This window comes from Leptolyngbya sp. AN02str (assembly GCF_050565595.1).
Taxonomy (GTDB): Bacteria; Cyanobacteriota; Cyanobacteriia; order Elainellales; family Elainellaceae; genus Kaiparowitsia.
In genome coordinates, this window is the sequence record NZ_JBNXVR010000032.1 from 24,948 (window position 1) to 51,493 (window position 26,546).

At 51.9% G+C, this 26,546-nt stretch carries 18 protein-coding genes; 6 read left to right on the plus strand and 12 right to left on the minus strand.

Annotation, left to right across the window (positions count from 1 at the left end):
• The first annotated feature begins 398 nt into the window (after positions 1 to 398).
• Positions 399 to 4,091 carry a hydantoinase B/oxoprolinase family protein gene (locus ACQ4M4_RS20450; protein WP_430686312.1) on the plus strand — a complete coding sequence of 1,231 codons (3,693 nt, stop codon included), beginning with the start codon at positions 399 to 401 and terminating at the stop codon, positions 4,089 to 4,091.
• 326 nt (positions 4,092 to 4,417) lie between these two features.
• Here the strand turns inward: ACQ4M4_RS20450 and ACQ4M4_RS20455 are convergent, their stop codons facing one another.
• The 3 genes from ACQ4M4_RS20455 to ACQ4M4_RS20465 all read right to left on the minus strand — a co-directional run bounded on the left by ACQ4M4_RS20455 (position 4,418) and on the right by ACQ4M4_RS20465 (position 9,126).
• Entirely contained in the window at positions 4,418 to 7,120 is a 2,703-nt protein-coding gene (locus tag ACQ4M4_RS20455) for a PAS domain-containing sensor histidine kinase (protein WP_430686313.1), read from the minus strand.
• Between the two features lie 141 nt (positions 7,121 to 7,261).
• Positions 7,262 to 7,501 (minus strand): hypothetical protein, encoded by a 240-nt coding sequence (locus ACQ4M4_RS20460; protein WP_430686314.1) that lies wholly within the window; start codon positions 7,499 to 7,501, stop codon positions 7,262 to 7,264.
• Positions 7,502 to 7,770: 269 nt separating this feature from the next.
• Positions 7,771 to 9,126, minus strand: a complete 1,356-nt coding sequence (locus tag ACQ4M4_RS20465) for a S8 family peptidase (protein WP_430686315.1) — start codon at positions 9,124 to 9,126, stop codon at positions 7,771 to 7,773.
• An 840-nt stretch (positions 9,127 to 9,966) separates the two neighbouring features.
• Between ACQ4M4_RS20465 and ACQ4M4_RS20470 the strand changes: the two genes are divergently transcribed.
• On the plus strand, positions 9,967 to 10,266 hold the full coding sequence (locus tag ACQ4M4_RS20470) for a hypothetical protein (protein ID WP_430686316.1): 300 nt from the start codon (positions 9,967 to 9,969) through the stop codon (positions 10,264 to 10,266).
• Between the two features lie 157 nt (positions 10,267 to 10,423).
• Here the strand turns inward: ACQ4M4_RS20470 and ACQ4M4_RS20475 are convergent, their stop codons facing one another.
• Positions 10,424 to 10,957 (minus strand): DoxX family protein, encoded by a 534-nt coding sequence (locus ACQ4M4_RS20475; RefSeq protein ID WP_430686317.1) that lies wholly within the window; start codon positions 10,955 to 10,957, stop codon positions 10,424 to 10,426.
• Positions 10,958 to 11,273: 316 nt separating this feature from the next.
• Between ACQ4M4_RS20475 and ACQ4M4_RS20480 the strand changes: the two genes are divergently transcribed.
• The gene (locus tag ACQ4M4_RS20480; RefSeq protein WP_430686318.1) at positions 11,274 to 12,254 is read left to right on the plus strand and encodes a phosphodiester glycosidase family protein; all 981 of its coding nucleotides are present in this window, start codon (positions 11,274 to 11,276) and stop codon (positions 12,252 to 12,254) included.
• A gap of 7 nt (positions 12,255 to 12,261) precedes the next feature.
• Here ACQ4M4_RS20480 and ACQ4M4_RS20485 read toward each other — a convergent pair whose 3' ends face one another.
• Positions 12,262 to 12,711 (minus strand): hypothetical protein, encoded by a 450-nt coding sequence (locus ACQ4M4_RS20485; protein WP_430686319.1) that lies wholly within the window; start codon positions 12,709 to 12,711, stop codon positions 12,262 to 12,264.
• 142 nt (positions 12,712 to 12,853) lie between these two features.
• Between ACQ4M4_RS20485 and ACQ4M4_RS20490 the strand changes: the two genes are divergently transcribed.
• Positions 12,854 to 13,144: a hypothetical protein gene (locus tag ACQ4M4_RS20490; protein ID WP_430686320.1), complete on the plus strand. Its 291-nt coding sequence runs from the start codon at positions 12,854 to 12,856 to the stop codon at positions 13,142 to 13,144.
• A 596-nt stretch (positions 13,145 to 13,740) separates the two neighbouring features.
• Here the strand turns inward: ACQ4M4_RS20490 and ACQ4M4_RS20495 are convergent.
• Both ACQ4M4_RS20495 and ACQ4M4_RS20500 read right to left on the minus strand, forming a co-directional pair.
• Positions 13,741 to 14,688 carry a CHAD domain-containing protein gene (locus ACQ4M4_RS20495; RefSeq protein WP_430686321.1) on the minus strand — a complete coding sequence of 316 codons (948 nt, stop codon included), beginning with the start codon at positions 14,686 to 14,688 and terminating at the stop codon, positions 13,741 to 13,743.
• Between the two features lie 253 nt (positions 14,689 to 14,941).
• Positions 14,942 to 15,577 (minus strand): L-threonylcarbamoyladenylate synthase, encoded by a 636-nt coding sequence (locus tag ACQ4M4_RS20500; protein ID WP_430686322.1) that lies wholly within the window; start codon positions 15,575 to 15,577, stop codon positions 14,942 to 14,944.
• Between the two features lie 133 nt (positions 15,578 to 15,710).
• Between ACQ4M4_RS20500 and ACQ4M4_RS20505 the strand changes: the two genes are divergently transcribed.
• Positions 15,711 to 16,202: a hypothetical protein gene (locus tag ACQ4M4_RS20505; protein ID WP_430686323.1), complete on the plus strand. Its 492-nt coding sequence runs from the start codon at positions 15,711 to 15,713 to the stop codon at positions 16,200 to 16,202.
• 276 nt (positions 16,203 to 16,478) lie between these two features.
• On the opposite strand, the gene ACQ4M4_RS20510 is transcribed toward ACQ4M4_RS20505, so the two are convergent.
• The 3 genes from ACQ4M4_RS20510 to ACQ4M4_RS20520 all read right to left on the minus strand — a co-directional run bounded on the left by ACQ4M4_RS20510 (position 16,479) and on the right by ACQ4M4_RS20520 (position 20,726).
• A complete protein-coding gene (locus ACQ4M4_RS20510; RefSeq protein WP_430686324.1) occupies positions 16,479 to 16,715 on the minus strand; it encodes a photosystem I reaction center subunit IV in 237 nt (78 codons plus the stop codon).
• Between the two features lie 235 nt (positions 16,716 to 16,950).
• On the minus strand, positions 16,951 to 18,390 hold the full coding sequence (locus ACQ4M4_RS20515) for a 1-acyl-sn-glycerol-3-phosphate acyltransferase (protein ID WP_430686325.1): 1,440 nt from the start codon (positions 18,388 to 18,390) through the stop codon (positions 16,951 to 16,953).
• Between the two features lie 563 nt (positions 18,391 to 18,953).
• On the minus strand, positions 18,954 to 20,726 hold the full coding sequence (locus ACQ4M4_RS20520) for a calcium-binding protein (RefSeq protein WP_430686326.1): 1,773 nt from the start codon (positions 20,724 to 20,726) through the stop codon (positions 18,954 to 18,956).
• Positions 20,727 to 21,749: 1,023 nt separating this feature from the next.
• Here ACQ4M4_RS20520 and ACQ4M4_RS20525 point away from each other — a divergent pair.
• Complete coding sequence (locus ACQ4M4_RS20525) at positions 21,750 to 23,255, plus strand: polysaccharide biosynthesis protein (protein WP_430686327.1); 1,506 nt, start codon at positions 21,750 to 21,752, stop codon at positions 23,253 to 23,255.
• A gap of 921 nt (positions 23,256 to 24,176) precedes the next feature.
• Here ACQ4M4_RS20525 and msrA read toward each other — a convergent pair.
• Positions 24,177 to 24,842: a peptide-methionine (S)-S-oxide reductase MsrA gene (msrA, locus tag ACQ4M4_RS20530; RefSeq protein ID WP_430686328.1), complete on the minus strand. Its 666-nt coding sequence runs from the start codon at positions 24,840 to 24,842 to the stop codon at positions 24,177 to 24,179.
• 108 nt (positions 24,843 to 24,950) lie between these two features.
• Complete coding sequence (murD, locus tag ACQ4M4_RS20535; protein WP_430686329.1) at positions 24,951 to 26,327, minus strand: UDP-N-acetylmuramoyl-L-alanine--D-glutamate ligase; 1,377 nt, start codon at positions 26,325 to 26,327, stop codon at positions 24,951 to 24,953.
• Positions 26,328 to 26,546 lie beyond the last annotated feature (219 nt).

Genomic DNA, 26,546 nt, shown 5'->3' on the forward strand with positions numbered 1-26,546 from the left:
CTAGCGATCGCTCCGTAGTGAATTCGGCTTTTTGGTGTTTTTTGTGACCTAGTATTCTCCGTATGGGTGAGGTGCCTACGGATTCATCAAAATTAAGAATCAGAATTTTCTTTTTGGGATCGAATTTACAAAAACTTTAACGGCTGGGGTCGCTTTTGAGACAGGGAGGTGCCTCGGAATTTCATGTGGATTCAAAGCCTATTGCGATCGCCAAGACCGCCAAACAGGCTTGGATTCAGGAATTGTTTGGAAAGCTCTGCCTCGGCCAAGATTTTCAAAAATCAATACTCATTTGCCCATCCAGCGCCAACAACATCCAAGCCCAAAGTTTTCCAAACGTTTGGCTCGGTGTGCGCCCTTGCGGTGACTATAATTGAGCGTTGCAATGTGAGGTAGACATGGTGGCATCTGAAACCCGAGGTTGGCAATTTTGGATTGATCGGGGAGGCACCTTTACCGACATCGTGGCGCAACGGCCCGATGGCAGCTTGACGATTCATAAGCTGCTGTCCGAAAATCCCGAACGCTATACCGATGCACCGCTGCAAGGAATTCGAGAATTGCTGGGGGTGCCCGCAGATGCGCCCATCCCTGCTGAGCAGATTGCTGCTGTCAAAATGGGAACCACGGTTGCCACCAATGCACTGCTAGAACGCCAGGGCGATCGCACCGTGTTGTTGATGACCAAAGGCTTTCGCGATGCGTTGCGCATTGGCTACCAAAACCGTCCCCACATTTTTGCGCGACGCATTTTACTACCTGAAATGCTCTACGAACGGGTCATTGAGGTGGACGAGCGCATCAGTGCCGAGGGTGAGGTGCTGTTCTCGTTTCGTCCGTTTGTAACCGGATTGGCCGAAGACTTGCAGGATGCCTATGATGCCGGAATTCGCTCCTGTGCGATCGCATTGATGCATGGCTACCGCTACCCTATCCATGAGCAAAAAGCAGCCGAACTCGCCCGCGAAATTGGCTTTACCCAAGTTTCGGTTTCCCATGAGGTGAGCCCGTTGATGAAGCTGGTGAGCCGGGGCGACACCACAGTCATGGATGCGTATTTATCTCCAATTTTGCAGCGCTATGTTGCCCGAATTGCGGCGGCATTGAGTGTCGATTCGGCGGTTGAAAAAGCCCCGCGCCTGTTGTTTATGCAGTCCAATGGCGGACTGGTAGATGCGGCACGCTTTCAAGGGAAGGACAGCATTTTGTCGGGGCCTGCGGGGGGCATTGTGGGTGCTGTGCAAACCAGCAAACAGGCCGGGTTCGATAAAATCATTGGGTTTGATATGGGGGGCACGTCCACCGATGTGTCGCATTACAATGGCGCATCCAACCAGGGCGAATATGAGCGCGTGTTTGAAACGGAGGTGGCGGGTGTGCGGGTGCGATCGCCCATGATGGCGATTCACACCGTTGCCGCAGGGGGTGGCTCAATTCTGCGGTTTGATGGGGCGCGCTACCGGGTTGGCCCAGCATCGGCGGGTGCGCATCCGGGGCCGGCCTGCTATCGCAAAGGTGGCCCGCTGACGGTGACTGATTGCAATGTCATGCTGGGCAAAATTCAGCCTGAGTTTTTTCCGGCGGTGTTTGGCCCGCAGGGAACGTTGCCGCTAGATGCGGAGGTGGTTCGCCATCAGTTCACTGAGTTGGCGCAAACAATTGGAGCACAAACGGGAGACGTGCGATCGCCCGAACAGGTGGCAGAGGGCTTTTTGGCGATCGCGATCGAAAAAATGGCCAACGCCATTAAAAAAAACTCGGTACAGCGGGGATATGACGTGACGGAATACACGCTCTGTTGTTTTGGCGGTGCGGGGGGGCAGCATGCCTGCCGCATTGCCGCATCGTTGGGCATTCAGCAGGTGTTTTTGCATCCCTATGCGGGCGTGTTATCGGCCTACGGCATTGGATTGGCGAACGTAACCACCATTCGGGAGAAAGCCGTTGAGGAACGACTTGAGGAATCCCTTATGCCAAAGCTTGATGCAATTGTGAGTGAATTGGAAGCGGATGGTAGAACAGACATTGAGCAACAAGGCGTTGATCCAAGCCACATTCACGCCATTGCTAATCTACATCTACGCTATCAAGGAACAGATTCGGCCTTGATGGTGAACGTGGGCGATCGCAATCAGGTGATGGCTGCGTTTGAAGCGCAATATCGTCAGCAATATGGATTTGTGATGCCAAATAAACCGCTCATGGTTGAGGCGGTCTCTGTAGAAGTGATTGGCAAGATGAATGAGCAAATCCCCAGTTCAAACACGGTTCATCGAACGATACCACTCCAGGCAATCGCCCATGTTTCGATGTATGCCAAGGGACAGTGGCACAACACGCCGCTCTATCAGCGCGTCGATTTGCAACCGGGCGATTGCATTCCCAGTCCAGCCATTCTTGTTGAACCTACCAGCACCATTGTTGTAGAACCGGAATGGAATGCAGTCGTCACGGACGAGGGCCATCTCATCCTCAAGCACCAGCCATTGGTGCCGCCACCAAATCGCGCTCCTGGTCAAAGTTCTGAATCCAGTTTCGACCTGCCAGATGCTACATCACCTTCGCCAGTCCTGCTGGAGATCTTCAATAATTTATTTATGGCGATCGCCGAAGAGATGGGCGTCACGCTGCAAAACACCAGCTACTCCGTCAATATCAAAGAACGACTCGATTTTTCCTGTGCCATTTTTGACCAGGCTGGCCAACTTGTGGCAAATGCACCTCACATTCCTGTGCATCTAGGCTCAATGGGCGAAAGTGTGCAACGTCTCATTCACGACAAAGGGGAGGTGATGCGTCCCGGGGATGTGTACGTATCCAACAATCCCTACAACGGCGGTACTCACCTGCCCGATATCACCGTGATAACGCCTGTGTATGTGGCGCAATCTGCGAGACCCATGTTCTATGTCGCGTCTCGCGGCCACCATGCCGATGTTGGCGGTATCACTCCTGGCTCCATGCCACCAACGAGCACCTCCATTCACGAAGAAGGCATTTTGATCGACAACGTACTACTTGCTGAGCATGACCGCTTTTGCGAAGGAGAGGTGCGATCGCTGCTGACTTTGGGAGACTACCCTGCCCGAAACCCAGCACAAAATTTGGCAGATCTGCAAGCGCAAGTTGCTGCCAATCAGCGCGGGTTGCAGCAATTGCAGCAGATGGTGTCTCACTACGGTTTGGCCCAGGTACAAGCCTATATGAAGCATGTACAAGACAATGCCGAGGCGGCTGTGCGCCAGGTCATTTCCACTCTGCAGGATGGGCAGTTTACCTACAGGATGGATGATGGTAGCCAAATTCAGGTCGCAGTGTCGATCAATTCGGAACAGCACACGGCTCGGATCGACTTTACCGGAACATCGCCTCAGCATCCTGGTAATTTGAATGCGCCGCTTGCCATTTGCAAGGCGGTGGTGCTCTATGTGTTTCGCACCCTGGTGGATGATGATATTCCGTTAAATGCAGGATGCTTGAAGCCGTTAGAGATTGTGGTGCCCGAAGGCTGTATGCTCAATCCGCGCTACCCGGCGGCGGTAGTGGCTGGCAATGTCGAAACATCCCAGGCGATCGCCAATTGTTTGTTTGGGGCGCTGGGAGTATTAGCAGCGGGCCAGGGAACAATGAACAACCTCACCTTTGGCAATGCCCAGTATCAATACTACGAAACCATTTGTGGCGGTTCAGGAGCTGGCCCCACGTTTGATGGCACCGACGCGGTACATACCCATATGACCAACTCTCGCCTCACAGATCCCGAAGTTCTAGAATGGCGATTTCCGGTCTTGATCGAAAGCTTTGAGATTCGGAGTGATAGTGGCGGCCAGGGTCAACACCATGGCGGCAATGGCGTTATTCGGCGCATCCAGTTTCGAGAACCGATGACGGCGGCCATTTTGTCGGGACACCGAGTGGTGCCGCCCTTTGGTCTACAGGGAGGTGGTTCTGGACAGATCGGGCGAAACACCGTAGAACGGGGCTTTGGAGGAGTAGAGGAACTGGGCGGCACAGCTACGGTTGATATGCAACCCGGCGACACCATTGTGATTGAAACTCCGGGTGGTGGCGGATTTGGTGCACCCGTTTAAGCGTCCGTTTCGGTTAAGGGCTTTTCTGAGGTTTTCGCGCCACGCAAACCTCAAAAAAACCAGTTTTGCGTGCGCAACGCGCACACAAAACTGGACACTTCAGCTTATCCAAAACTCGCGTGTTTAAGGTTTCTGTTAAGCCTTCTACAGGAATGGCTGTTTGATGCAAGCATCATTGCGCCGCCACACAACGATGCTTGCAGGAAGTCTGAGCACCTTGACACCATTAAAACCCAGATCTCAAAACTTCGTGCCGCCCGTGCCGCTCGCTGTACGGACGGCACGGAGTTTTGGGGATGTTATGTGCAAGAATGGCTGCCGACTGATCAAATGACGTGAGCTATCTGGCAGATTGGGATTGTAATGATAAACTCTGCTCCTTGCCCTGGTGCAGAGATACATTCCAATTGGCCATGATGCTTTTCGGTAATAATTTGGAAGCTAATGGACATGCCCAATCCAGTGCCTTTGCCAATTGGTTTTGTGGTGAAGAATGGGTTGAAGAGATGCTGCTGAATATGCTCTGGAATTCCAACCCCGTTATCTTTAAATCGAATTTTGATCCAGCTTTGCTCCACGACCTCTGTCGTAATTTCGATTTGGCTGGGCTGTGCTTTGATGTCATCTAAACTGCGATCGCTGTCTCGTTCTTCCAAAGCATCAATTGCATTTGCCAGAATGTTCATAAACACTTGGTTGAGCTGACCTGGATAGCACTGAATTTTGGGCAATTTCCCATAATTCTGAATGACTGTGATTGCAGGTTGATGATGATCAACCCCATCAATTCGAACGCTTTTGGCCTTTAAACGATTTTGCAAAATCATCAATGTGCTGTCGAGCCCCTCATGGATATCAACATGCTTGAACTCTGCTTCATCCATGCGCGAAAAATTGCGCAACGATAACACAATTTGCTGAATTCTTTCGGCCCCTACCTTCATCGAAGCTAATAGTTTGGGTAGGTCATCAGCCAGAAAATCGATATCAATAGCTGAAGAACGCTCCAAGATTTCTCGATCGGGGTGGGGATAGATTTGTTGATAGAGTTTCAGCAACTCTAAAATATCCTGGGTGTACATGTTGGCATGAACCAAGTTGCCGTAAATGAAATTGACAGGATTGTTAATTTCATGGGCAACGCCAGCAACGAGTTGCCCCAAGCTCGACATTTTTTCGCTTTGAACCAACTGCGCTTGGGTGCGCTGCAACTCGGTTAGGGTTTGTTCGAGTTTGCGAGTTTTGTTGCGAGACTGTTTGTAAAGTGCTGCTTGGTCGATGGCGATCGCCATTTGATCGCCCACAAGCTGCATTAACTCAACTTCTTCGATAGACCATGGGCGAGGTTGACTGACCTGCGCACAAACGATGGTGCCAATTTGCCCAGACTGGGTATGAATGGGTAACGCCAGCACTGCTTGATACTGCCTCTGGTTGGCAAAAAAATCGTGAACAACGGGATCGGCCACCTCGCCGATATCATCAATCCACATGAGCTGTTTTTCCAATGCGCGTTGTCCCAGTTGAGCCATCTCCTCAGGAGATAGGCGAACTTTGAGCATGGATGGAATACCGGGAGCGATCGCCTCATTCACCACCTCCCAATAGCTGTCATCCTTGCGCGGACGATACCACACGTATTGGCATACATCGATTTTCAGCAAATCGCGAATGGCTTGCACCGCTGTTTCTAACACTCGCTTTAGATCCAGCGAACTGCGAATTTGGCTGGTGATTTGGTTTAACCGTTGCTCCCGCTGGGCCTTTTGCATGAGGGCGGTTTCGGCCCTGACGCGCTCGGTAATGTTGAAGCTGGTCCCTACAATGCGATGCACACGCCCCTGAGCGTTCTTTAAGGGGTTGAGTGTGGTGACCCACCAGCTTTCGTTTCCATCAAAATCATAGTGAGCCTCGGTCACAAGGGTTTCTCCGGTAGCAGCGCAGCGCTCATTGTTGAGCCGCATGTCGCCACCCTCCACCTCACCAAAAATTTCCTCGGATGTTTTGCCGATAATATTGCTGCTGCTGTGCCCGGTAATGCGCTCTGTGGCCGGGTTCCAGCCAGCGTGTAAAAACTGACCATCCTCGGTCACATCCACCACAAAAATGGGATGCTCGACCCCTTCATAAATGCTGCGGAGAAACTGCTCCTTTTCCAACACGTCTATCTGGGCTTGCCGCTGCTCGGTTATGTCGTGCATGGCAACGATCGCCCCAATTTTTTGCCCTTTATTGTTAATTAGCGGATTGCCATCGGCCAGAATGTAGCGGGGAGGCTGGCCTGCAATGGCAATGGCCATCCCCGCATTGCGCACCTGTTCGCCGGTAAAGGCCCGCAGCAATGGAATCCGCTCTGTGGCGAGTGGGGTGATACCATCGGCTTCGTACAAACTGTATAGGCGACTCCATTCGCTGGCCGGAACTTCACGCGGGTCGCAGCCATGCCACTCGCGAGCGGTGCGATTAAACAGTTTTAGATTGCCATCTGCATCGCATGCAACCACGCCATCCGCTACGTTTTCAATGACGGCTGTGGTAAATCTTTGTTCTTGCTTGAGAGCCTCTTCAATGTGTTTGCGATCGGTAATGTCGTGGGCGATCGCGTACACCAAACCTGCATGATCCAGCGGAAACGCTTTCCATGAAAACCAACGATATGAGCCATCTTTGCAGCAATAGCGATTATCGAATCCAAGAACCGCCTGCCCTTGATTTAAGGCTTGCATGGCAACCTGCGTACTCTCGCGATCATCGGGATGAACGAAGTTGAGAAACGACGATTCCATGAGTTCGTCTGTTGTGTAGCCCAACAGTCGTTGCCACGCTGGATTGAGTTCTAAAAAACGGCCCTCTAGGTTCGCAACGCATAGTGGGTCGGTAGAGATTTGAAAAAAACTCAAAAAGCGATCGCGCTCAGATTCTAGAGTCGAGCAGCGGTGTTGTGCCTGCTGTAGTTCTTGAGTTAGCCGCGCGACTTCTTTGCGCAAAAAATCCAGTTCGGTTTCAGGTGTACGAGCAGCGAGCGTCATTGGATAACAGGCAGTAGATGAGCGTCAGATGTGGTCTGCTTTTAGAAATCCCAAATCAACACGCGAACTCACAGAATTTTTTGCTTTACTAAAATTCTTTAAATGGGTCGAAATTCTCCAAAACTATGTGCTTCAGGGTGCCTACTGAATTTTGGAGTCGGGGGGGGCTAGGTGAAATGTGTGGGTAATCTCAACGGTGTTTACCCCGTTGATTTGCCGCAGTATATCGACAACCCCAGAGTCACATACCCCGGTCACAACTCCTAGCGAATCCATGATTTGCAGCACCCGCAATCCGTTGGTTTGCAATGCCTCTGCAACGTCCATAATGTGCGCTAGATGCTCATCGGCGATCGCCACGGTCACATTCACTTTTGACATACAGCTCCATCTACCATCGTTGGTTCTACATTAACCTGAGTTTGCGACGTGTCTTTTGACCGCTAGACCAGAGCAACAATTCTCAAAGGCCAAAACTTTGCGCCGTGTATTCAGTGCTGCGTGCTGGGGCCTGTAGATTCAGTCGTGATGCAAGTGGATTGGTTAGACCCGCTTGCCCGAATCGTTGCACAGTGGAGCCGTGCAACGATTCAGGGGCTTGGGGTTAAGGAACCTCAGCCGTTGTGATGCTGTGTAGGGTGTCTTGTCGGTTAGATCGCTTGAGCGAGCCCGCTACCTACGTCACGCGAGGGCAGCGATAGCCGCTGGGCATTTTGGATGAGCTGAGTCCACAGCGTATTGCTCCGGGCTCCGGTGGCTTCGGCATACAGTGCTGCAATTCCCGCAACGTGGGGAGTGGCCATGCTGGTTCCACTAATCGTTTGGTAGCGGGTGGGCAGGGGCCACGACGAGTACACATCGACGCCTGGAGCCGCTAGGTCAATTTGCCCAGTACCAATTTTGATGCCGCCATTGGAGAAGCGTGCAATGCGCAAGCTCGAATCTAGAGCGCCAACAGCCATAATGGATGGGCAATTGGCGGGATGACTCACCGGCACGATAATGCCAAATTGCCGCCAGCTATCGTTTCCAGCCGCTGCAATGATGAGGCTGCCCCGGTCTAGGGAACGCCTACCCACTTGTTCGTAAATTTGGGAGTAGGGTTGCCCTGGTAGTGCCAGCGACCCCAGCGACATGGAAATAACTTGGCATCCGTTGGCGATCGCCCAATCAATACCTGCCAAAATACTGCCATCGCCGCCGCTGCCTTCATTGCTAAGCACCTTGCCAGCATAGATCTCGGCATTGTAGGCAACCCCATAGCGGGGCAAGGTAGCTGGTGCTAACGAGCCACAGGCCGTACCAATACAGTGGGTGCCGTGACCGTTGCCATCGTTCACTTCTTCCCCTTCGATAAAGGATTTTCCGACGACCGTTCGGCCCACAAAATCAGGATGGTTGATATCGAATCCGGTATCGAGAACCGCAACTTTAATTCCTAACCCGCTGTAGCGAGAGATGTTGGCTTTGGTGGCTTGCAAGCCCCACGTTACCGAGGTATTGGCAAAAGCGCTACCACTCATGCCATCCACCAGGTCGGGGTTCGCGTCGGCAGGCGCCAGCTTATGAATCAAACTATCGATCGCATCGCGATAGCCCTTCAAATATTCCACCGATACGGTGATGCTGTCGGTGGCAGAATTGGGTTCCAGATAAGTTGGCAAAAAGGGTGGCTTTTGGGGATCTTGAATGGCGTACACAACCCGTTCTGGCTCAACAATGATGTGGGTTTGGGGTTGGTTAGCAATGGCCATGAGCGATCGCACCTGTTGTGGATCAAGCGACACCACAGCAACCCCCAGTTCATCCAGCACCAATGATTCGTCTGATGAAAACTGGCTGAGAGGTGGGGCACCACCTCCAAAGTCCGCAGAGTGGGCAAAGGTGCGAACACCCGTTGCATTGGCGATCGCCTCTAGGCTGGCATTGCGCTCTTCACCCGTTAGCAAAACCAGATAGCGGCCTGTTGTTTCTTGGCGAGCCGGCCCGGGAAACAAGTTACTCATAAGGGGGCAATCCTATGTGTGGTTGTTCACCCTGAGTCTACTCTTCCAACTCTGGCGATTCCGAATTTGGGTTAAGTTTGGTAAACGAGACTGCTAGCCACACCTGAATTGACGCAGCCATCTCCATCAATACCAAGTCTCTGAAGTTGGGCGACAAATGACATGAGACTGGTTATAAATTCAGCCGTTGACGATGGCAAGAGGTCTACAAACTCGAGATTACGAAAAGGGTTGATAACCTCAAGCAGCGGCTGAGCGCATGGAAAACTGCCTCAGCTAAAGAACGCAATCCGTTACTGTCTTTGCTAAAAACTTGGCCAGCACAAACGGGAAAACAGGCCACAGCCCTGCCCGATCGCAATCAAGCCATCCTGAGCAAAGCAATACCCGCGCTGTTCAACTGAAAATTGGCTGCAAGTCCTGTTTTGGTTACTTTTTGTAAACCTAGAGGGTTCGCTTGCAGCTCGCTTGCAGTTGGCAAAATTGTGTAAAAGCTTGAAGAAACGCTGCTACTTGTAACAGGCAGATTCCGAGTGAATTGGCTGAATTGTTTATTCAGTCTTGATCCCATGATTTATGGGTGGGTTGCATTGTATGACGCAGTCGTTAAATCTTCTTGCGTGCGTTCTTGCTTGCAGGGGAACTGCGCTTGAATAGGGTCATTGGGGGCGCTAGCGACGCATCATTGACGCAAAAGCTAGTTACTGCAATTGTTGCAGAGCCTTAACGAACAGAGCCTTGATGCCCAACTTTTATGGATAGGGTGGTTGAGTGTAGGGCTATTTTCCCCGCAAGAGTGATATTGAATGCACAAGGCAGCGTGCGCCACAGAGGTAGAACATGATGAACTGGTTTGGACAACTGACACGGCTCATTTTGGATTATTACCGGGAAGATTTTGTGCAGTGGCAGCAGCTTCAGCCGCTACGTAATTGTCGAGTGTCTCGACGTTGGGGGGTACTGCGAATTGAGTGCCGCGATCGCCTGACTGCAGAAAATCTGCTATCGGCATCGCCCTTGTTGCGAGAACCGATCGCCCAACTGCGGCTGGCCCATCAAATTAACATTTTGGTGCGGGGTGGATTAATTGCCTCTGTACCTGTAGACGCACCCAAGCTTCCCAGTTGGAAAACTCTGTAATCTCGATTCGCGGTTCACACTTGTTCCCACCGAGATGAGGGCAGCTGCGCAATAGGCAATGAGTTTAGCCAAAACTGACATAAGAAAAAGGAGCAGCATGTGCTGCTCCTTTTTTGTAAAGAAACGAACTTGCGTCATCTCAGGCAAGCCTGAATGACTATTGATTTGCCGCTACGTTAGATGCCGCAACTTTGGGTGCTGCATTGGGTTCGGCATCTTTGGTGGGCAGTACGGCGTTGAGCCAGCCTGCAATGAGGGAGTCTGCCGATAGCAAACCACCACCATTCACCAAGAAGAAGAGGAAGCAAGCCGCATACAGCGAGGATAGTTCGAGGTAGGGGATGCTAAAGCCAGCTACCTTTACATGGTGGTAGATGGCAACCAGCATGGTGGAGAACAGGCCCAAGGCTGCTGGACGGGTGAACAAACCCAAGACCAAAAGTGGAGCAGCGAGTAGTTCGGTGTAGCCTGCCAAATAGCTGAAAAAGATAGGAAAGGGAAGGCCGATCACTTTGACATAGGCTTCCGCAAAACTTTCGATGTTGGACAGTTTATCGAGGCCGTTGTGCACCATGACAACGCCTGCTACAACGCGCAAAACCGTCCAAGCAATTTGGGAGGGATAGTTGGGTGCGAGGTTAGGTCTTAAGGCAGCCAGCACCACGCCCGAGAGACGCTGGAAAATATTCATGGCGGTGTTAAATAATTTGAACCTGTGCGTAGCTTTATTAAGTAATATAACAAACTTATCGGTTTAAGGGAGGTGTTTTCAAGGGTTTCCGGGCCTTCTTTCATAATTTTGCTCAGGTTTCTGAGAAATGTGTAACATGCTGTGGAGTTTGTCCGTTTTGGATGCGATCGCTTTGCATAATGCCTGTAGCTGAATGGCACGGTAAGTGACAAAGCGTTGGGAATTTAGCAATCTCAGCAATCTCAACAGACTCAGAAATCTTGGCAATCTTGGCGACTGTGGTGATGGGCAAATTGGTATGGCACACATGGGCAGCATGAAAACAATGAAGGCTCCTCTGGCGATCATTCGGTTAGTCTCGGGGCTGCGTCACTCGGGGCGATTGGTGGGACTGGGCACCATCATGTTGGCTTTGGGGGCTTGCAGTGCAGGACAGGCGATCGCACCAGAGCAAAGGACAACAGCCGCGATTGCTTCAGAGCTGCCCAGTTCACCCCAGCCTGTAGATGAGAAAAGAGAAATTCAATACCAGACTCATGTGCAGGAATTGAGCACAATTCATACGGTGACCATTCCGGCTCATCAAGGCTGGGTAGTGGTGCCTGCCGTCGTGGATGACTTGGCGACTCTGCGGCAATTTGGCTCACAGCATGTGGCGATCGCCATGCTCAACGCGGGTTTTTTTGATCCTCAAAACGGGCTCACCACCTCCTATATTGTGAGTGACGGAGAACTTGTGGCAGACCCACGCACCAACGATCGCCTAATTGGCAATCCCCAACTTGCCGACCTGATGCCGCAAATCTTGAACCGGGCAGAGTTTCGACGGTACCGCTGCAACGAGGTTTACCAATATGCGATCGCCCGTCATCAAGATCCGGTCCCGGCGCATTGCCAACTGATCGATTCTGTTGGGGCTGGCCCGCGGCTGTTGCCAGAGTTGGATCTAGAGGCCGAAGCCTTTGTTTCGGTGGATGCCACGGGTGCGACGCGCGATGCGTTGGGGAGCCGAAGCCGCAATGCCCGCAGTGCGATCGCCCTGATGCCTAATGGCGATGTGGTGTTTGCCATGGCGGCTCAACAGTCCGAGGCTCCCACCAACTCTGGTGTTTCGCTGGCTGAAATGGCTGCTTTTTTGCGATCGCTGGGTGCCGTAGAAGCCCTGAACTTAGATGGTGGCAGCTCCTCAGGTTTGATGATTCATGATGAGTTCATCTTTGGCCGTGTAAATGCAGCCGGAGAACGCATTGAGCGTCCGGTCAAGTCGGTGTTGATGGTGGTGGAAGCTGGAGAATAGAACAGGGTTAAGCATCCAGCCTATCTTTTGCGGATTTTCCAATATCTTCAACAGAGCGAAATCGCAGCGCTGACCAAGTCTCGTCGATGGCAATTTGGGCGACAGGACCATAGCCATGATGGGTTAGCAGATCCCATCCAACATCGCGATTGATGTCTGTTTTGATGCGGGAAGTTTTTTTGGGGTAGGTAAACCACAGTAATCCACCCGGCTTTAGGGATTTGTACGCGATCGCCCCAATGGTGTTGACAGCGGCCACATCCTCCACAAATGCCTGCACGAGATCGAAGGTTTGGTCGGGCGGATCGCCCATTTCCGTTGCCACGATCACGCCATCGGGCAACGGTTCTAGTGACTGCAAATAACTGGGAGGAGCGTTCAGCACAAGAATTTGGTATCCCAATTTGATACCTAACTTTTGGCTGAGGGGGCGTTGTGGCTGGGGAGCAGTCGTCATCAGGTGTGATCCTCGTCACGCAATTGCTCAGGCGTGGTCACGCAGAACAGTCGGCTGTATCACTCAATTTTAAAGAAAGAATCACGTTTAAAGGCCGGTCTTAATCACTCGCAAATGCCGGTACAACCTGGATGATAAGAGTATGAAACGAGTTCCTGAAGCGCCGGTACGTCACTCAATGCAAGTTCCTGAAATCGTCATGTTCTTTGGTCACGTCACTATGCAAATTCACCTCATTCCCGGTGCGATCGCAGAATTATTTGCCCAGGCCAGCGCATCTGGCAAACTCTCTCTGGCTGATCGCTATGCTCTCATGGCTGCCATTTTGGATGAATCGTTGTCGGAAGATGAGCGCCGTGCGGTTGATCGGCTGTTGCGCTCCATTAGCAAGGGGCAACTAGTTCCTGTGGATGAGCTTTCCGTCGTTCGGTAGGCTGACGATTTACAGAGCTCAGAGCTTTCAAACCGCCCCTTGGTTCCTCAATCAACATCAACCCGTTACCAATGTGATGGATTCTCCCGTGTTGAGTTTGCACCATCCATCCCTGAGTTTTGATACCTTGTATCGATCATTTTTGAGAAGCCACACGTCTCTTCAATCGTGTTTTGGCTTTCGTGTATTCAAGCTTTCGTGTATTTGAACTTTGAGTGTTTTGAGATTTAATGATTTAGGCTTCACTCAGGTTTAAGTACTTCGCCCTCACTCAAAACTAGATTTTAATTGTGTGTCGCTCGCTTCGTAGGCTACATCCAATCGAGAGTTTTACGTTGAATTGTGGCTGGCTACTCATAATCAACGCTCACTTGTATTTTTGTATCTTGACTGTTTCATGGGGCGATCGCTCCATGAAAAGCAAGAAATTTCCAATCTTATCTCCAATCGCATCTCCAAATTCATTCGCTGAAATGTTGCTGATTTGTTTCAGTCTCGATGCATTTTGGCCTTTAGGTGCGCTGTAATTTTTGAATAGAACTAGGCTTCAAAGCTAGTTTCTAGCCGAGGAACGATCGCCCCAGAGCGTGCAGCGACTATTCGAGTGGAGCGAGTAAAAGGTGGTGTAACTGGTAGCGAGTTTTGGGATCTAAATAGTGCTGACGAGTCTGATCCCAATTCGTCAAAATACTGGCCTTGGTATCTTGAGCAAGGTGCCTGAGTTGGTTGATCTCTTCTCCTTTGGGAAAGAGTTCAGCGATGAGATCGAGCATAACGTATAAATCTTGTAGTTCACCTAAGCGGTCTTGGATCACTTTCACCTCACTGATCCACTCTTTGAAGGGACCGCCGTAAAAGGGCACAAAAAACTCGGCCTGATATCGCACGTATTTGCAAACTTTGCGTAGATTGTGCAGGCTATCTACTGTAACATCGGTTACGTCGCAAGTGGGGATGAGCCAGGCTGGATGCAGCAGCAAGGTTGATAGCAAGGGACTCAGCATGTCTGGTAACACTGCTTTGACGGGCAGTTGGGCGATCGCCGTTAGCTTGGGTTCGGCAATCCAATGTTTGTAAGCTGCTTTGAGATCTTGATACAGCGGCTCTTTCAAAGTGGTTTGGGTGTTGGCAAAGGCTTTGTGGCGCTTTTTCTTTAAGATGGCGATCGCCTCGGCCAATTGCTTCTGCTCTTTGGCGTGGAGTTGGGGATAGTAATCCTCTTGCAAAGACTGAATTTGCACATCCAGATCTCGCAGATTGCCCAACACTTTGGTGAGCTTGCGTACCGACTTGAGCTGCGCCGCTTTGGGTAGGTCGATTGCGGCATCAAATACCTGAAGTGCCGTGGCTAACCGTCGACTGCCCACCCGCATTTGGTGCAAATGCTCAGCATCTTTGTCGGCCAAAACGCCTTTTTCCTGCTTCGCCATGTGGCGATATTGCTCATGAATCACATGCTGAGCAAACTCTCCCAACGTGCTTTCTGCCAGCGGCTGAGTTGCTAAAACTTCACTTTGGCGTTGTTTCGTCTTGGAAGATTTCATGGCAATGGCTTGTGGCTACCGGAGCGTTAACCAAATCATAGGCGCTGCAAACTTGACCACAAGGTAATGAGGATCACGCAGATGGATAAGGCTTAATGTTACAAACCGTTGCAGCACAATCGGTTAAATCACGCAATAAACGCTTGTTTACAGCGTAGCGTAATTGCTTTGCGCATTTGTGCTTCGTGAGGACGAAGTTGAATCTCCCCGATGGCGGATATGGAATCCCATCTGGCTTCTGGAGCGGTGGGGCTTAGGGTTCGCGATCGACGGGTGTGTTCTCCAGCACAACGGCACCTTGCCGAAGAATGTGCCATGTGCCCTGGCTCCATTGCGCAACGGTGGATGGAACTCCGGTTGGTGATTGGGGTGTGGTGCGCGATCGCTCGATCTCCTCAATTTCTGCGGAGGACAGCGTGAGCACACCAGGGAACTCGGCATTGATTTCGGCCAGGGTGAGCAAGGGTGGGGCACCCGTTTGGTTGACGCTGGTGGTTGCCAACGGGCCAGTTTGGGCCAATACGGCCTGGGCGATCGCGCGATTGGGCACCCGAATGCCAATACTGGTGGGATTGAGCGGATTCATTGCTGTGGGAATGCGATCGCTCGCAGGCAGTACCAGGGTGAGCGCTCCCGGCCAGTAGCGTTGGGCTATGGTTTGCCATGCGGCAAGTTCGGCCTCGGTGCCTTGGACATAGGGCCATAGGTCGGCTGCGCAAGCTCCCATCAAGATCAACGGCTTGGTTTCGGGACGTTGCTTGGCCGCAAAAATGAGATCGGCCCGGTGGGGATTAGCGGCCAGCGCGGGCACCGTATCGGTCGGAAAGCTAATGAGGCGATCGCCCTGTTTTGCAGCGTCAACCAATTCGGTCATACTCACCTGAGGCATCGTTCACTCCATCTGCTGAGTCATGTCTTGCATCGCAAACAGCGGGATGCACAAGCGTCCATCATCGGCCTGATACAATCGGCACATTGGCTTCTGGCCGACCCAACTTGCGATTGATTCCATTGCTCATCTTATGGCACTCTCCCCCGACGCTGTACATGCCTACCTCGCCCAAGATCTCAAAGCCTACTGGCGAGAGCACTATCAAGCCTATATCGAGCAGCGCGATCCGGCGCCTAGCCACTCATTTTTGAACCAGCGACAGTCGCTGGCCGATATGATGACTGAGGCTCATGCGCTGCCGCAATCCGTGTGCGATGCCTATCGTTACTACGCCGAACATGTCATGGATCAGGATTGGGGATCCGTGGCGATCGCCACCCTCCGCATTCAGAATGATTGGGTTTACGTGGTGCATGTAGACACCGATGGTGATGATGGTTGGTTGGAAGTATTTGACGAACAGGGCCATAGCTTAGGAACAGGCCGCACCTACTTGGAACTGATTGCCTGGGGCGATACTGCCACCCTGCGCGAACAGGTCAACACGGGCGAATTTCCGCCCGAGCTAGACCAATCGCAAACCCTGTGGGGAAAACCCCTCCCACCCAAAGGCGAGTCGTAGCCCAAAAATTGGTTGGGATTCCCAGCTTTCGCAATTAGTGCCTTCGCAATTAGTGCCTTCGCAATTAGTGCCTTCGCATTAGTGATCAATGAGGTGATGCAGTGTGGAAGTGGCAACATGCACCCTGCACCACGCAATAATCCCAACTCAAGAACAAAAAAAAGCCAGGGCTGTGTGGAGTTAAGCCTCCAAGCCCTGGTTCTTTCAAGAATTTGTTTATGAATTGAGTTTTAACTTAAGGGTTACTTAAGTGTTAGAACTCTTGCTCACTCAGGCTTAGCCCTCAGCCGCTTTGGGAGCGGGCTTTGCTGCTGCCTTCGGGGGAGCACCAACTTCTACGACTTCATTGAGTGCAAAGTTGTTTGTATTAACGCCAGCATAGTTAACTTTGTCAAAACGGACAATAACGGGATATTTAATACCGCTTTGATCAACCGATGCGACGGTTCCTACATCTTGAAACCAATAAGATTCTTTGCGAAGGATTCTGACCTTTGAACCGCGTTGAACCATGAGTACTCTTCCTTAATGAATGAATATGATGCACTGCAATGAACTGACATCTTCAAACCTGGCAAAACACCAGACCTCGAAGTGCAGAATGACTCTGCTGCAAGACTTCGCAATGCCCATGTAAAAAGAAGTAACCCCATTATGGGGTGAAAGGGGCATCTGGCAAAGGTTTCTGGGCACTTGCAGCGTTAAGTTTTGTTGCCCAAGGCGCGATCGCCCCGTGGAAGGTTGCCAACTATCGATGAATCATCGCTTCCAATGCGGTCTGCAAATCTTGAGTTAGCGTTGTTACAGCCTGTTTGCGGTTGGCTTTGTACTCAGGGGCGCGATCGTCAATGGAGATGGGTTCTCCAATGGTGATATAGGCCCGCCGCATCCCCAGTTTGGGATAGGGAAATGGCACCTCGCCTTTCAGCCGGGTAACCACATCCCACACTAGTAGCAGCGTTTCGGCAAAGCGCTCTGCGGTTGGTTTTTCCTTGACGTAGTAGCCCGTTACGCTCACAAAGGTTTCCACGACGCGCATATGCCAAATGCGCAGATCGGCTTCTTCGGCAATACGGTTTGCCAACCCCAACTCCACAGGGGGCAAGGTCTCTGGCTGTTTAATATCTTCTCGAAAGATGCAATCCCATGCGGCTTGTTCCAATCGGCGGCAGCGATCGGTCAAGTTGCCTTTGGGAACTAGGCCAAACGACTCTTCTGCAACGGTTAAGGCGGTGTTGAGCAAGGTTTGCAGACGGGTCGCCAGCACGTCGTTGGGACTGGCCGCAGCGCTTGACTCAGCCTCGCTGGCTTTGGCCACCGAAGAAAGCGGTATCAATGCCCGGTGATAAAACTTGGTGTAAAACTGCTCCATTAGGCTCAGCAGTCGTTCGCCTAGCCGCAGCAACCGCTGGTATAGCAGGAACTGCTGTTCGGCGGTGGGGTCTACTCCATCCTGAAGCATGAGCGGAGGGGTGGGGTCGCTGCTGGTGGCCATGCCGCTTTCGCGCTCCAAATTGCTGAGTAGCAGTTCCAGCGTGCTCCATGGCGAGGTAACAAAGCGGTATTGCAACCCAATGGGTACGATGAGCACGGTTTCGTCGCGTCCGGCTTTTTGCAAGTCTTCCCAACACCAAAAGCCAAACTGAGCAATGCCTGGTTCAATGGGACTCACCAGCTCGTTGTGGCCATTGGTGGCTCCTTCGGGGGCGGCGGCCATGGGCATGGGGGCATTTGCCATGAGGTTGCGAATGGTGCGCAGACTTTGGGTATCCACTCGACCACGCTTAATGGGTACGCCGCCCAGTTTGGAATAGAGCCAGCCAAGGTACTGGCCTGCCCATAGGGGAATGCCCCGGTCGTAAATGAAGTGGGAGTGGATGGGGCCTTGTAGTGGGATACCGAGTTGGCGCGATCGCCGCCAGGTTTCGTAAGCCAGCAGCCAAAACATGCATTCGGGGTCGGCTGCGCTGGGATGGCGAAATGCCATGAGGAATCGCACCTTACCTTCCTGGAATTGTTGATAGAGCTGAACCAGACGATCGCCCTGCTCGACTTCTACTCCGGCGACTTGGCTCCCCCAGCGCATGCGATAGGGCAATAGCAGGCGAGTGATGCGCCACATGAGCGGATTGAAGTCGGGCGGAATAAACTCAAGCGGCGGCTGAACCTTAGGAGTCGATCGAGGCATATTCAAATGAGGTCGAATGAGGTCAAATTTGAGACGAATGAGATGTAGAGCGAATAGGAAAGCCTGAAGGGGACGCGATGGATAGGGCCATATGCAGCGCGATCGCGTCTGCTCAATAGCTTAGCGTCACTTCAAAACCACGGGCTGTTTCCCACAGAAGCTCAACACTCTCATCAAAGCCTGTCTGCATCAGCCTGAACCGAACCAAGTGGCACTATTTGCCGCTGCACACTCGGCCGCGAAATAAATCTCATCCAGTCGGCTCCCTATCCCGTCTGCGCAACTGGATGAAAGCCTTGTACAAATCGCTGGTTGCAGCCTGCATTGGTCTACAGCTCTCCAATTTGCCATTCCAGGCAGGAAATCTATGCTTTCAAAAACGTGAGTTATGGATAAGCTGAAGTGCCCATTTTTGCGTGCGCAACGCGCACGCAAAAATGGGCTTTTCTGAGGTTTTCAAAAAGGCTCCAGAACGTTTGGGTTCTGGAGCCAGTCCACATCAAGTTGGTGTGATCAAATCAAAACAGTTAACCGTTCGTGCCTATGCACATTGGCGATCGCACCTAAGCCACAATAAAGTCCGCAGAGGGAATGAGGCTGCTTTGAGTGTTCAAGTTCTGGGCGATCGCTACCAAATCGCCAGCCTTGAGAATCTCAGCATTGTACTTACCACTCGTTTGCAGAATGAAGTTGACGGCGTAATCGGCGATCGGGCCTTGCACCTTGATCTTGTCGCCTTCACTCCAGTTAAAGTCGGTAATCACCGCATACCCAAATCCCTGGTAGAAGCTTTGAGTCGTGCTGCCCAACACAAATGTGTCGGCTCCGCCACTACCCGTCATCGTGTCGTACTCGCTGGTGCCAAACCCAAAGCCCTGCACCTCATCATTTCCAAGGCCGCCGCTCACTGTATCATTACCACTACCACCAAATAGTGTGTCATTACCGCTACCACCAAACAGCTTGTCATTGCCAGATTCACCGTACAGCACATCGTTGTCGGCCTGACCGTATAGCGTGTCATTGCCGCTGAAGCCGTACAGAGTATCGTTGCCGCTACCACCAAACGCCAGGTCATCGCCACCCAAGCCATCTAGCGTATCGTTGCCGGCTTCGCCGTACAGAGTGTCGTTGCCTAGCCCACCGCTCATATAGTCATTGCCCGACCAGCCATACATCAGGTCATTGCCAGCGTCGCCATAAACAGTATCGTTGCCCAGTCCACCGTCTAAGGTGTCATTGCCATCACCGCCATACAGGATGTCATTGTCAAGACCACCGTTCATATAGTCATTGCCAGCGCCACCCAGCATAGAGTCGTTGCCCGCTTCACCATACAGCGTGTCGTTGTCTAACCCTCCATCTAGGGTGTCGTTGCCATCACCACCGTAGAGTTTGTCGTTGCCACCATCGCCGTACAGCTTGTCATTACCAAGATTGCCTTCTAGGGAATCATTGCCCAAGCCGCCATAGGCGGTATCGTTGCCGTCGCCCCCTTTCAAGGTATCAAGGCCGCTGCCACCGTACATCAGGTCGTTGCCTGCATCACCAAAGATTTGGTCGTTGTCGCCTTCGCCGTTGAGGGTATCGTTGCCAGCGCCGCCGTACAGGGTATCGTTGCCGCTCCAACCCAACATGCTGTCGTTGCCAGCGCCACCGTACAGCTTGTCATCGCCCAACCAACCGTCAAGCAAGTCATCGCCAGCTTCGCCGTAGGCGGTATCGTTGCCTGCACCGCCATTTAGGGTGTCATTGCCGTTGTAGCCGTACAGGAGGTCATTGCCAGCTTCGCCGTAGACCTTGTCGTTTCCATTCCATCCGTCGAGGGTATCGTTACCGTTGCCGCCGTAAACGGTGTCGTTGTCATCGCCACCGCTCATGTAATCGTTATCGTCGCCACCGTTCATGCTGTCGTTGCCAGCGCCACCGTAAAGGGAGTCAGCGCCAGCGCCACCGTTCATGCTGTCGTTGCCAATACCTCCATTCATATAGTCATTTCCAAGGCCACCGATTAGGGTGTCATTGCCAGCTTCGCCATACAAAAAGTCGTTGCCGCTGCCGCCATCTAGGCTGTCGTTACCATTGCCACCGAAGATGGAGTCGTTGCCGCTTTCGCCTTTTAGCGTGTCGTTCCCATCGCCACCGAAGATGGAGTCATTGCCGCTCCAGCCTAAAATGCTGTCGTTGCCAAAGCCGCCATACAACTTGTCGTTGCCGGTCCAGCCATCAATGTAGTCATTGCCACTAAAGCCATAGACTGTGTCGTTGCCCGTGAGGTTGTGGGTAGCGTTATTAATGGTGTCGTTGAAAATAGTTCCGTTTACAAGAATAGACATAAGATTTTTCTCCTGAGAGGCTTTTTTTGATGAAATTTGAGGTTGGGGGCGGTCTCAAAGCATCCCGTCTTGTAACCTCAAAGAGCTATCAGGAGTGGTGGCGAGAATTACGCAGACTTTTCATCCAAAATTTGCTAACTACCTGAGTAAAGTTACGGATCAGGTGAGGCAGTTTCCTTGGGTCGGTGATGAGTTGAAGGCGGTTGCGATCGCCCAATGGCCTTTATAGCTAGGCTTTCAGCCATTTGAATGCGGAGTTGGTTGGCGAATCGAGTCAGGCTAAAAACTGGAATGTATAGAACAACACATTAGGATGTTAGAAGGCCGTGCGATCGCAACAATTTCTTTCAGCATGAATGATAGGTCGCTGAGCCAAATTGGTCGCGTGCAGAAACAAGCGAGTGGCAAGGGTTTGAATGGTTGAATACCGTCTCAACGACCTCTGCCTGCTGTGATTCACCAAGGCGCTCGGCTAGAGATTGCACAACAAACGTTAAGTAATTTATATCGCCTGCTCTACCATCGCTTTTGGTTCATTAAAGCTTTAAGAAATTGCCCTTTCAATCAAGAGAGTAATAATACGGAAACTTTCTGCTTCTCTGCCACAGCGGTTTATGTAAGATTCACCTAGTTCACAATGCTCTGCAACCGTTGCTTAACAGCAAGGTACTGAGAACCGCAGAAACACTCAACTGTGGATGGGTTTCGTGAGAAGGGACTAGTGCCTTGTCAACTTCTCAGGTCGAAGCTTCTGCATGGTTGAGAGCCATGCATTTCGATCGCTGTTTTAGGCTGCTGGCGGCAGAGATAGAGTTTCAGAGTTTCACTGAGTGTTTTTGGCTTAGTGCACTTTCAAAATCACCTGGTTTGGTACACCTTGGCTTGCTTGTCGCTCGAATTAGTCAATTCGCGAACTGACTACACCCATAACTTTCGTTTTATGCAGGCTTTGACATTATGCAGATGCAATCCCTCTCGTCTCCAAGTCAATACTCGGATTCCGGATCATCGGGTGCTGAGACCATGGCTACAGATGGCTCATGTCGTGTTGAACGGAAATCCGCCTTGATTGCCGAGATGCAGCAACTGGTGCCCCCCGGTTCTCCAGAGCCAACTGACCCTGCCATTTTAGATAAACTCAAAGATTTAACCCAAAGATTAATTCGCGCATACCAGGCAGATGGTGGCCTACAAGGCGATCCGTTTGATGATGCCTGGACCCGAAATATTCACCTATATGAAACCGAAGTTCAAACTCGATTGACAGGCAAGCGAGTGCTCGTTACTGGTGGTGAGGGCTATGTTGGTCGGCACTTGATTGAGCGAATCGCAACGCTGGGTGCGGTGCGCGTTGCCTCGGTCGATAAAGCTCGCTGTGGTGAGGTGGATTCTGCGTTGACTCCAGTCGAGTCGATGCAGGGAGAAGTGGCGATCGCCCACTATGCTGCCGACCTGCGTGATGAGCGATCGCTGTCCGACATTTTTGACCAAGAGAAGCCCGACATCGTTTTCCACCTGGCAGCTCAGCGATTGCCCGGCCTTGCCGAAATTCAGATTAAAGAAACGGTGACAAGCAACGTTTTTGGAACTCGGAATATTATTCGGCTTTGTGAGCAGCACGATGTAGAAGCCTGTATTTTTTCCTCGACGGGCAAGGCCTCGCGCTACTGCACTGGCGAAGTGTATGCAGCCTCCAAGAAACTGTCGGAATGGCAGTTTGCCTATGCCGCGCAGCACGGCAAGGTGACCTATGCCATGGTGCGCTTTACCCACATGCTGAACAACAGCTCTTTTTGTGAGCAGTACGACACCAAAATTGGGTTGAGCCGTCCCGTGAATGTCCATGCGCCCAATCGATACATTGTGGGTCAAAACATTGGCGAGGCTATCCATCTGCTGCTTAATGCGTTGATATTTGCTGAGCAAGATCGGCTGAAGTTTGTGCTGTGTCGCAATTTGGGCTGGCCTACTGAAACCTTGGAAGTGGCGCTGCACAAGATTATGCAGTCTGGCAAAGACCTGTGCATTTACTTTCAGGGGGTGCTGCCAGGATATGAGGAACCTCTATTTCGAGGGCAGGTGGACTGGACCAACCCATCGGAACTGAATACGTTGATCAATGCAGCCGAAGTCCTGAACAAGGTTTACGATCCTAAGGGGCAGATGATCATGTCGTACCTGACGCCCTTCTGTTTTGATACGTTGTTTGAGCAGTTGGCTGCGGTTGCGGCTGCGGTGAATGATCCAAACTTGCCAGAACAGGGGATTAAGCAAGCAGTAGGAGATGCGGTAACGGCGATCGCCACCACATCATTCCAGCATGTGCCTCCCGAAACCCTACTTAAAATTTTGAAATGGGGCACCGATCCCAAGTATTTGCAGGAAGAAAAGATTCCACCTGCGGTGCTAGAAAATATGGTGCGCGCCATGATGACTGGGTTGAATCAGCAGCTCAACAATGCACTGGAAAGCTGTGTTGAAATCGCGGCTCGCAATTTTGCAGCTGCCAACCTCAAAAAGCCTGCCTAAATCGAACCGATGCATCTCGTACAGAGTGCGAAGGCCACATCATTGTCCGTGGGCTCAGCCTACGGACAATGTCCAGATAGGTGCGTCTGATTACTCCATCCGTTCCGATAAACACGCGCAACCGTGGCAAACTATTAACATTGCCACGGTTTTCCCTTAAACGGTTTCCCTTAAACATCGGCTACCTGAAGCCGATGTTGTGAACGTCAGCTCTGGATCAGCCAAGGTGCCCATTTGGGGAGCGCAACGCGCCGCCAAAAACGGCCTTGTTTAGGGATTTCGCGCCGCACAACCCTGAGACAACGCTTTAACCAAAACTGATAATTTCAGGACTTACGCAGTTGAATGATGTTTGGGGTGCGAAGCGCCCCAAACATCATTCAATCCCTAGTTTTTCGGATGAAGTGCGTAATATCAACTCCTCAAATTCAAGCTACAGACGTGGAACCGTTAGGACTACGACTGCACCTGCTGGTCTCAGCCTTCGCTCGCCCCGCGAATGAATTGCGGGCTACCCCAAGGAAGTCCACTCAAGTAGACTCACCCGCATCGGCACGGCTGCACAGGCATCTACTCAACATACTGTAACCGCAGAAGCGATCGCGCCATCCAGCATTGCTGCCAATGCAATTGAGGTAGAAGACCGTAGAGGGCAGTCCACTTGAGTGGACTTTCTTTCCTAGCCCGCAATTCATTCGCGGGCGACAGGATCTGTAACCTGACTATAGAGAATTGATATAAGTCCTAAATTTTTTCAACATGAAAGTGGTGAGCCGCTATCCGCAACTTTTCATGCCAGAAGTTGCATGAATCGCAAAGGATGCCTACAAAAAGTCCCCTGATTGACGCACAATGAGTGCAAACCAGGGGACTCTGAACAATTTTGCTGATGATTTGGGCGTTTACATTGCGCCAAGTTGCCTAGTTTGAAGCAACGGAATTGGCTGCGGGCTGGTAGCAAACTTTGGTTCCACCCAAACCGCAGTATCCACCCGGATTTTTGCCCAAGTACTGCTGATGGTAATCTTCAGCATAGTAAAACTCTGGCGCATCCAAGATTTCGGTGGTGATGGCGGGGTAGCCTGCTTCCTGAAGGGATGCTTGATAGCGATCGCGCGAGGCTTCGGCTAGAGTTCGCTGCTCATCGTTGTAAACATAAATACCCGATCGGTACTGGGTACCCACATCGTTGCCCTGGCGCATTCCCTGCGTGGGGTTGTGGCTTTCCCAAAAGACCTTAAGCAAGGTTTCGTAGCTGACCACGGCAGGATCAAAGACAACCAGAACCACCTCGTTGTGGCCAGTTTGCCCGGTGCAAACTTCGTGATAAGTAGGGTTGGGAGTATGGCCAGCAGCGTATCCGACTGCCGTTGTATATACTCCTTCTTGCTGCCAAAACTTGCGCTCGGCACCCCAAAAACAGCCTAACCCAAACATCGCAACCTGCATTCCACTGGGGAATGGAGGCTGAATTGGGTTGCCGTTGATGAAATGGCGATTGGTGACAGGCATGACTTCGGTGCGACCCGGCAGCGCATCTTCAGGTGACGGCATCGCGGTTTTTTTACCAAATCCAAAAAGCACCATAGGTTTGTAGTGATGTAGTGTAGCTGTACAAGTCGTTGGCCTGACTGTGTCACGCTTCTTTATGGTAGATCAGTCTTGAGGTGGGCGGGCGATCGCCTTTTGGTGCGGTCAGTGGCGGGTATCCGAAAGGTGACGGTGGCAACATTGGCGAAAATCATCGCCCCGATGCTCAAAGCTGGTGTATTGGTCGAAGCTGGCACAGGCTGGCGACAGCAAAACGCAGGTTGCTTGGGTAGTTTGGGCAAGCTCGGCTCCTCGGGCAACGGCGCGATCCATCGTTTCCACAATTTCATACTGAGTATAGCCAATGGCCTGAAGCCGCTGGGCAAACTGCTCAGCCGCGTTGCCAATCAGTAAAACAGCGGCAGCCTTTTGCTGAATGGTGTTGAGCCACGCGGTGTCGTCTCCTTCTTTGGCTTCGCCTCCAGCAATGAGAATGGCCGGAGCTTCCACCGAGGCAAGGCCCACCTGGGCCGCATCATAGTTTGTTGCCTTGCTGTCGTTAATAAAGCGAATGCCCTGCCAGGTCTGTACCAGCTCCAACCGATGGGCGACTCCAGGAAACTCTTCAACCGCGCGCGCGATCGCCCTGGGTTCAATTCCGGCTAACCGGGCCGCCAATACCGCCATCAGTAGGTTTTGATGGTTGTGTGTACCCACCATCTTGAGTGCACCAACGGGTACAATGGGGTCTCCTAGGGCGATTGCCCACCCATCTTCTACATAGGCTCCGTCATCGGGAGCGCCCAGTAATTGGCGTTTGCCTTCCACACTCGTCCAATGGGCTTGTGGCCACCGGGTCGCCTGACTGCGTAAGTAGGGATCATCCCCGTTGAAGATGGCATGGTGTGACTGCTGCAACAGGTGCGCTTTGATGGCGTGGTAGTTTTCCAGGGTGTAGTGCCGTGCCAGGTGATCGGGCGTAAAGGTCGTCCACAGGCCAATGCGCGGAGCCAATTGGGGCGAAGACTCAACTTGGTAGCTGCTCACTTCCGCGATGATCCAGTCAGGCTGCTCATTAGCCGGAACGTTGAGGGTGCTAAGGGCGACCTCGCAGGCGGCATAGCCAATGTTGCCACAGGCCGGAGCATGGAGGCCCGCCGTTTTGAAAATTGCTTCAATCAGGGCTGTGGTGGTAGTTTTGCCGTTGGTGCCGGTAATGCCAACCCAGGGAATGTGGGTCATCGCATCCCACGCGAGCCCCATTTCTCCCACGGTTTCAATGCCCATGTCGCGGGCGTGTACCAGGGCTGGCAAATCCCACCGTACCCCAGGACTCACGACAATGCGCTGAAGGTCGGCGGTTGGCTGAAAGCGATCGCCCAGTTTGACCTGAATGCCGTCTGCTTCGAGGGTTTGGCGCAAGGCTTGCAACGCCTCTGACGTGCCAGAATCGCTAACGGTGACGGCCCAACCCTGTTGCGTGAGCAAGCGTGCAGCGGCAATTCCCGATCGCCCCAAACCAATGACACAGGCCTTTGGCATAACATCAATCCTTTGTAAGCGGGTGACGGCTGGTGAGTCGCCATCTTCTTAAAGCAGACATGATTTTACCCTGAATTGGCAAGTGCAGTTTTGACTGACAACCCGCGTCTAGATTGACCCAGTGACGTGATGATTGGGTTTCATCTATCCATGGGTGGAATGCCTCGTTAACGGATTTTAAGCTGCTTTTCAGTTGGTTACAGCTAGTTCTCTCTGGGC

What these genes read in the sequence shown, in the direction of transcription:
- ACQ4M4_RS20495 (WP_430686321.1), bottom strand. Translation starts at nt 14,688, where the DNA reads ATGAAATCTTCCAAGACGAAACAACGCCAAAGTGAAGTTTTAGCAACT.
- ACQ4M4_RS20510 (WP_430686324.1), bottom strand. Translation starts at nt 16,715, where the DNA reads ATGGTTCAACGCGGTTCAAAGGTCAGAATCCTTCGCAAAGAATCTTAT.
- ACQ4M4_RS20485 (WP_430686319.1), bottom strand. Translation starts at nt 12,711, where the DNA reads ATGACGACTGCTCCCCAGCCACAACGCCCCCTCAGCCAAAAGTTAGGT.
- ACQ4M4_RS20460 (WP_430686314.1), bottom strand. Translation starts at nt 7,501, where the DNA reads ATGTCAAAAGTGAATGTGACCGTGGCGATCGCCGATGAGCATCTAGCG.
- ACQ4M4_RS20515 (WP_430686325.1), bottom strand. Translation starts at nt 18,390, where the DNA reads ATGCCTCGATCGACTCCTAAGGTTCAGCCGCCGCTTGAGTTTATTCCG.
- ACQ4M4_RS20450 (WP_430686312.1), top strand. Translation starts at nt 399, where the DNA reads ATGGTGGCATCTGAAACCCGAGGTTGGCAATTTTGGATTGATCGGGGA.
- ACQ4M4_RS20465 (WP_430686315.1), bottom strand. Translation starts at nt 9,126, where the DNA reads ATGAGTAACTTGTTTCCCGGGCCGGCTCGCCAAGAAACAACAGGCCGC.
- ACQ4M4_RS20520 (WP_430686326.1), bottom strand. Translation starts at nt 20,726, where the DNA reads ATGTCTATTCTTGTAAACGGAACTATTTTCAACGACACCATTAATAAC.
- ACQ4M4_RS20525 (WP_430686327.1), top strand. Translation starts at nt 21,750, where the DNA reads ATGGCTACAGATGGCTCATGTCGTGTTGAACGGAAATCCGCCTTGATT.
- ACQ4M4_RS20475 (WP_430686317.1), bottom strand. Translation starts at nt 10,957, where the DNA reads ATGAATATTTTCCAGCGTCTCTCGGGCGTGGTGCTGGCTGCCTTAAGA.
- ACQ4M4_RS20500 (WP_430686322.1), bottom strand. Translation starts at nt 15,577, where the DNA reads ATGCCTCAGGTGAGTATGACCGAATTGGTTGACGCTGCAAAACAGGGC.
- ACQ4M4_RS20480 (WP_430686318.1), top strand. Translation starts at nt 11,274, where the DNA reads ATGAAAACAATGAAGGCTCCTCTGGCGATCATTCGGTTAGTCTCGGGG.
- ACQ4M4_RS20470 (WP_430686316.1), top strand. Translation starts at nt 9,967, where the DNA reads ATGATGAACTGGTTTGGACAACTGACACGGCTCATTTTGGATTATTAC.
- ACQ4M4_RS20455 (WP_430686313.1), bottom strand. Translation starts at nt 7,120, where the DNA reads ATGACGCTCGCTGCTCGTACACCTGAAACCGAACTGGATTTTTTGCGC.
- murD (WP_430686329.1), bottom strand. Translation starts at nt 26,327, where the DNA reads ATGCCAAAGGCCTGTGTCATTGGTTTGGGGCGATCGGGAATTGCCGCT.
- ACQ4M4_RS20505 (WP_430686323.1), top strand. Translation starts at nt 15,711, where the DNA reads ATGGCACTCTCCCCCGACGCTGTACATGCCTACCTCGCCCAAGATCTC.
- ACQ4M4_RS20490 (WP_430686320.1), top strand. Translation starts at nt 12,854, where the DNA reads ATGAAACGAGTTCCTGAAGCGCCGGTACGTCACTCAATGCAAGTTCCT.
- msrA (WP_430686328.1), bottom strand. Translation starts at nt 24,842, where the DNA reads ATGGTGCTTTTTGGATTTGGTAAAAAAACCGCGATGCCGTCACCTGAA.